This is a genomic window from Blautia sp. MSK.18.38 (assembly GCF_024460535.1).
Classification (GTDB): Bacteria; Bacillota; Clostridia; order Lachnospirales; family Lachnospiraceae; genus Blautia_A; species Blautia_A fusiformis.
Genome location: NZ_JANFYP010000003.1, coordinates 217,515 through 223,585 on the forward strand (window position 1 = coordinate 217,515; position 6,071 = coordinate 223,585).

The 6,071-nt window shown below is 39.9% G+C and carries 7 protein-coding genes; 1 reads left to right on the plus strand and 6 read right to left on the minus strand.

Annotated features, from left to right (window positions below):
• Window positions 1-60: 60 nt before the first annotated feature.
• From NE638_RS03670 to NE638_RS03695, 6 genes are all read right to left on the minus strand, one after another.
• Window positions 61-2,253, minus strand: a complete 2,193-nt coding sequence (locus NE638_RS03670) for a PcfJ domain-containing protein (RefSeq protein ID WP_173745785.1) — start codon at window positions 2,251-2,253, stop codon at window positions 61-63.
• Window positions 2,250-2,792: a DUF7666 domain-containing protein gene (locus NE638_RS03675; protein ID WP_173745786.1), complete on the minus strand. Its 543-nt coding sequence runs from the start codon at window positions 2,790-2,792 to the stop codon at window positions 2,250-2,252. Before NE638_RS03675 ends, NE638_RS03670 begins: the two co-directional genes overlap by 4 nt.
• 11 nt (window positions 2,793-2,803) lie before the next feature.
• A complete protein-coding gene (locus NE638_RS03680) occupies window positions 2,804-3,523 on the minus strand; it encodes a Cas9 inhibitor AcrIIA9 family protein (protein ID WP_173745787.1) in 720 nt (239 codons plus the stop codon).
• A 67-nt stretch (window positions 3,524-3,590) separates the two neighbouring features.
• The gene (locus NE638_RS03685) at window positions 3,591-4,004 is read right to left on the minus strand and encodes a hypothetical protein (RefSeq protein WP_173745788.1); all 414 of its coding nucleotides are present in this window, start codon (window positions 4,002-4,004) and stop codon (window positions 3,591-3,593) included.
• Complete coding sequence (locus tag NE638_RS03690; RefSeq protein ID WP_055066226.1) at window positions 3,970-4,305, minus strand: hypothetical protein; 336 nt, start codon at window positions 4,303-4,305, stop codon at window positions 3,970-3,972. Before NE638_RS03690 ends, NE638_RS03685 begins: the two co-directional genes overlap by 35 nt.
• 45 nt (window positions 4,306-4,350) lie before the next feature.
• A complete protein-coding gene (locus tag NE638_RS03695; RefSeq protein WP_244094792.1) occupies window positions 4,351-4,770 on the minus strand; it encodes a DUF4313 domain-containing protein in 420 nt (139 codons plus the stop codon).
• A 657-nt stretch (window positions 4,771-5,427) separates the two neighbouring features.
• Between NE638_RS03695 and NE638_RS03700 the strand changes: the two genes are divergently transcribed.
• Complete coding sequence (locus NE638_RS03700; protein ID WP_244094793.1) at window positions 5,428-6,057, plus strand: hypothetical protein; 630 nt, start codon at window positions 5,428-5,430, stop codon at window positions 6,055-6,057.
• The last annotated feature ends 14 nt before the right edge of the window (window positions 6,058-6,071 follow it).

Below are 6,071 nucleotides of genomic sequence, written 5' to 3' on the forward strand. Positions count from 1 at the left end.
TCTCTTTTCTGCTCAAATGCAGCAGGGGAACTCCCTGCCGCATCCACTTTATCCTTTTATTTACGCCGCTATTTCAGTAGGGCTTTCTCCGTTTTCTGCCGATTCCACTGGTAGGTCCATTAAGTCTTTCTCTAAAAGATCAGCCAGAAGTTCCCCAGCAAATGTTCCGCCATGGACAACTACATGCTTATCACGTATCTCCTGATAGTTCTGCTGCCTGAGCTTCCTGCTTTCTTCTGTGCTCTTACGATCTTTTTGGGTTAATCGTTTCTGAATTTCCTTCTGCCACAATGTTAAAAAAGAAGTCACTTTATCAATGTCCTTATTTTGACGATTAAATTCCGCACGTTTTTGCCGGATGGTTCCATCTGGTTCAACTTCCAGTGTATAAAACGGTACTTTCGGATTCTCTTTTTCCCGCAAAAACAGGATATAGCTTTCCTTTGAAACGATCCGGTCAAAATAAGTATCCGTTTTATTTACACAGTGATGAAGCGTATCACCTTCATATAGGATGTCATCGATACTCTTTGGCGCAATAACCTGATATTCACCGTCACTGAACTCATATTTTTCTTTCAAATCAATGAGATGTTTCTGAAATCCGACATACTTTTCTTCCAGCTCCCTGCGTCGGATTCCGCGTTTCATTTCTTCTATCTTCAAAACCGCCTCTTTATGGCGCAGTTGAAGATCTCTGGTACGGTAAATAATGGAATCATGTATATCCATTCCCAGTCTTTTTGCCATAGAAAGATAATCGTTCCACACCTGCAGCACATGGCTGATATCATCCCCGGATTTTTCTGATTGTTTCACAAGATAATGTCGAATCTGGCAGATGCTCATCTGATCCAGAACAAACTTCAGGTCGTTTGGTTCAAATCCTTCTTTTACCATCCAGCATATTTCTTCATCCCCGATTGTTTTTCCTGTACTCTTTTCAAGTTGCAGCCATTTAAGTTCTTTTACCCCGCCATTCATATCTCGGAGTCTTCGAAACTCTTTCTTATCTACGGACAGGAATTCTGTTGGTTTTCTGCCTTTTCTTTTTATTGCATCTGCTGCCCTGTGGTCCAGTACATCATCAACTAACTGGAAAAGCCCCGCTTTTACAATCTGTTCCAGTACCGGGTATGTCTTCCACAGGTAAAGATATTTTCCAGGATCTATCTTTTTCTGACCAAGGGCGTACTCACGCAGACCTGTTTCTTTTAATTCATGCCTGGACAGATCCGACAGGGTATATGGATAAACCATTCCTTTATATTGACTGTCACAGCAAGTATAATACCAAGAACTTCTACACGAAATCCAACGCATTTCCCGTTGTTTGAACAGATCATAAACGAAATTGGAAATTTCCTCTCCATTTGCAGAGAAGATTCTTCTCTGCTCTTCATGGCAGGTAGTTTCGCAATCTGTATAGCCGCCCCTTTTATACCACGTTCTGGCATGAAAGATCCGGAGCACAAAACCAGAAGTCTTGCGTCTCCTCTGGATAAGATAGACTCTGTACCACTTTGTACAAAATCTTCCAGACTTTCCCACAGAACGAAAAGTAATCGGTTGTCCACACACATTGCACTGTCCTTTCTGGTTATATTTGGGTGAGCGGATAGGAACATGTTTTTTGCAATATGTACAGTATCCTTCTGTAGCACCATTTTTCTGATACTTGTAGAAGATATAGTGTTCCGTAATTCCATATTTTGAAACCCATCCGATCCAGTTCTTAGGCAGTCCAGATACAGTTTTCATCACCTGGTCCCATGAATCTGTAAGTTTTTTATCATGACGTATCCTTTGTTCTTTACGGATATTCGCCTGAAACTCTTCCAGTGCCCGGATTGCAGGCTGTATTGTCTTTAAATATTTTTGGATGATCTTTGTATCACAGCCATTTACATAGATGTTGCCCAAATTAGTTCTTACATCCCATAAGATACTTTCAAGAAGTGCCTTTCTCCATTTTTTTAATTTTTCATCATAGGTAATAAACCGTCTCTCTTTTCTGCTTATAAACAGACGGTACCTTGGAAAGTTTATATTCTCCTCAATATCCGTTACGGCAAACAGATACACTTTTAAAATTCCTTTTTCTACTGCTGCCCGACAATACATCCGATATTTTCCGGGTTCACCCCTTTGTTTCTCCAATGGACTCAAAGATATTTCAGTTTTCTTTGCATCGGCGATATGTCTGTTCATCACTTTTAATGGTTTTAATTCCATCAACCTCTTTTTTCTCATAACTCCACCAGCTTTCCAGTCACATCAATCCATGTTTCCTCCGGATATTTCTGACCATCGATACAGATGACCCCAATTTCCAGGATCTGGCTGTTGCCAGGCTGCTCCTTTAAAAGTAACAGTAAATCGCCCTTTTGTCCTTTGGCTTTGGGGTCTTTTCCACGTACAATGCAAAATCCGTTGCAGCTGGTCCCGTTTTCTTTTGCAACATGGGAGTTCCATTTCCGGTTTGGATATTTCGCCATGTAAGCAGCTCCATGTAATAACAGGCTTCTCAATTCAATTTTCTTTAACAGGCGCATCTTTGTGCAGGAGATTTTTGAATCTTCTCCATCTTCATCCAAATCCCCTGATGCATCTACTATGTAATACACGGAATTTTTCCAATTCGGATAATAGCAGAGACAATCCAGTGGGTTTTCTGCACAATGAAATCCATTTTGTCTACAGTTTGCTTTTTCCGTTTCATTTATGCCATACTCCTGAAACTGAAAGCCCCGACATTTCAAATCCTTTTGAAATCCTTTATATGCGATCATATCCTTCTCCTTTAACTCTCTTTCGGCTGCATCATGTCAAACAAGGACATCTGCCCGGAATCTTTTGATTTTTTCTTGCTGATATGCTTTTCTTCCTGCTCCGCTGCTTCTTTGGGATGCACCTCGGAATCTTTCTTTGTCCCCTGGTTTTTCGGTATTGTTTTCGTTCTCTTATTTACCGAATCCCATTCCTTTTGAAGCTTTTTCTTTTCTTCCTGCTCTTTTTCTGCTATTTCTTTTTCATCATCTTTCGCATAATATTCAAGTACCCAGGGAAAAACCTGGTCGCCGGAGAGTGCCAGGCCTGTATTGGCCCGAATGCCGTTCTCTCCCTTTTTTTTCGCTCCCTCCAGTGCAATGTTGTAGGCTTTTTGCGTCACGTAATCCAAACATCTCTGAAGCATCTTATGTTTTTTTAACACCTGTGCATCTAAAGCAGAATCCGTTTTGGCAAGATTTATGAGATACTGTCCTATGATGTCTGCAAAGCCTGCATCCTTTAAGGCAAACATTTCTGCACGCAGTTTTTCAGACGCATTCGCAAACTTTCTTTCCTCAATCGGTATATCAACCAGCCGGTAGCGGCTGCCCTGAATAAATTCCTCTGTCTGTTTTTTGGAAACTGCATGTGCTTTGGCAAGTTCCCGCACACCATCCATATTCCCGCTCTGGCGGTAATACAATGCTGCTGTATTTAATTCTTCTGCAGTTTTTATGATCTCATTTAACATAATCGATCCCTTCTTTCCTGATAAAAACATGAGGCAGAAGAAAAAATCTCCTGCCTCTGCCTGCTTTTTATGCCGCATTCATTTTCTGTTCAGCCGCTTCCATTTCTTTTTCTACTTCCAATGCAATCCTGCGTCTCTCAGCATCATCAGAATCCAAAAGACTGATCATTTCCAACACAACACGGCGAACCCATTCATTTTCCTCCCATCCTGCACTGATCTGGCGGGCTTTTTCTGTCAGTTCCTTCCAGTCAGCATCTTCCAGATCCCTGCCACGATATTCCTTATAGAAAGAATAGATTTCTTTCATGGCTTTCGGTGCCTGAATCTTTGCCGCTTCATTCAAATTGGAAAGGAGCCCCATCAGCATGGGATGGTTTTTATATTTTTCAATCAAAGGACGGATACCGGTCTGTATTTTACCCGTATAAAGTCCTAAAAAATCATTAAATATTCCTGCAATCAATTTCTGATCTGTCATTCGTTTCCTTCCTTTCTGTGAATTTTCTTACTCTGCGCCTGACCGTAGATGGAAAACACTGAAATGCTTCCGATACTGCATCCTGGCTGTATCCCTGATCAAGAAGAGCCTTCATAGCCGCTGCCATTTCTGATTCCTTGAGCTTTTTTATGGACGGTTTCCGAACTTTCTTTTTCAGTATTTTCCGGCAAAGCGGATGATCTGGTCCGTATTCGTACATTGTGCTGGCTTCCGCTGCATTCAAATCGCACAGGATTGCGATCAGCAGACAGTAATATCCCTTATATTCGTCGTCTTTCATGCCGCACCACCTTTATTGCCTGATTTTCAAATGTACCTCTTTATCCTAATTTGCTTTAAATTCTTTTTGATCAAGACCATTTTCGAGCAGATATCTTTCCGTACCTTCTGGATCGAGCTGTGCAAGTCGTGCAAGATTAAACTCTGCGACATAATAGCTGCCATAATTGATTTTCCTCTTACCTACAACTTTTCCGAGTTTATACTTCTCAATAAACGCAACCTTTGCTTTTGCTCCGCAATCTGAGATTATTGCCTGCCCCGGTCTTAGGAATCCCATAACTCCAATTGTAAGGTCTCCGAATAATTCCAGTTTTTCCTTACATTCTTCTTGCTTTTGCCATAATCCGACATACAGGGATCCGTCGCAGTACATATTCACTCTGACATATAATTCCTCATGTCCACATTCCCAGTCATATCCCAATGGTTTTTCATCTTTTCGAATGCATATATCCTGTCCCATATTCTGCCTCCTTTTTGATTTTCCTGTTCATCTTTTATGGATTATTTTACATTTCCTCCCTTCCTGCTTTTTTGTACACCTCACATTTCGTTTTTGGGCAACAAAAAAAGACACCAAAAATCTTCTTTTGATTTTTGATATCTTCCTATTGATAAAAGGCCTTCGCCTAAATGTTGCTCCCGGAACAGCATATCCGGAACAAAAAACTTTACTGCGTGGCAAACCATGCATAAAAAATAATCCATTTATATGGTAACACAATATATTGCATTCGTCAATAAAAAACAGTAAATGAAACACCACATCTTGTTGTTGCATCATTTTTTGAGTGCACTTACCATCTTTACTTTTCTTCTATTTTCATGTCCAGCATGCCGATAAATCCTTATAATATGCTGATCTCTCCTGTAATATATATTTGACAAATCATCAACGTAAAAAATCCATTGTCTGAATAGTGGACTTCTTTTTTGACTTTAAAAGAATTTTAAAGTTTTTGTTACCATCCGGAATTTTTTACGATATATAGTATGAGTAGAAAATTTCCTTTCGGAACACAAAATGAAGAGAACAAATAAAAATATAAAGCAAAACATTTTTATGATATCATTAATCATAATTGAAGTAACTCAGAAAATCAGAATTATGGAGACCATTATGAACAGAATATTTCAGAAATTTTTGCAAAGCGTAATTGACCTTTCCTCTGTGGGAGCAAAGTGCCGTGAAGATAATACACATGATATTGATATGAACCCGGATGCAGAAGTGCCCATCCCTGAATGGAAGGTTTATTTTGACGGAAACTTCTGGGAGCCTTCAGGAAAAGGCCATGCCGGAACAGAACTTCGATTAAATAAGCAATTCGAATGGGCTGGGCATCATTGGATTATTCCTGCGGTGTATTCTTGCAATAAAGGTCTTGTCTTGGATTTTTGTATGTGTACTCCGGCAGAAGATATTCGCGAATTTATGAAAAAGTGGGATTTAAGCCCCGAAAATGACTCTTGTTTAAATTTTACGCAAGAACAACAACTGCAAATAGATTTAGACAACCCTCTTTGCCTTGATATTATTCCTTGTTTAAAATTAAATGGAAAAACAATGCAGGCCTCTCACAGCTGTTCGGTGGTCTTTAATCCCTGCTTATCGGACGAAACAAACAATGAACTGGAAGCAAAATGGGCGGTGAAACACTACGAATTGGATATCTCCTATGGATGGATGATTTTTAGGGCGGCATTTCGAGACTATGAAAAAATCTCTGTAAATAGGATTCTTCTATGATAAGAAAGGGTGAG

Coding starts and splice junctions, on each gene's coding strand:
- NE638_RS03700 (WP_244094793.1), top strand. CDS start 5,428: ATGAACAGAATATTTCAGAAATTTTTGCAAAGCGTAATTGACCTTTCC.
- NE638_RS03670 (WP_173745785.1), bottom strand. CDS start 2,253: ATGAGAAAAAAGAGGTTGATGGAATTAAAACCATTAAAAGTGATGAAC.
- NE638_RS03695 (WP_244094792.1), bottom strand. CDS start 4,770: ATGGGACAGGATATATGCATTCGAAAAGATGAAAAACCATTGGGATAT.
- NE638_RS03675 (WP_173745786.1), bottom strand. CDS start 2,792: ATGATCGCATATAAAGGATTTCAAAAGGATTTGAAATGTCGGGGCTTT.
- NE638_RS03690 (WP_055066226.1), bottom strand. CDS start 4,305: ATGAAAGACGACGAATATAAGGGATATTACTGTCTGCTGATCGCAATC.
- NE638_RS03685 (WP_173745788.1), bottom strand. CDS start 4,004: ATGACAGATCAGAAATTGATTGCAGGAATATTTAATGATTTTTTAGGA.
- NE638_RS03680 (WP_173745787.1), bottom strand. CDS start 3,523: ATGTTAAATGAGATCATAAAAACTGCAGAAGAATTAAATACAGCAGCA.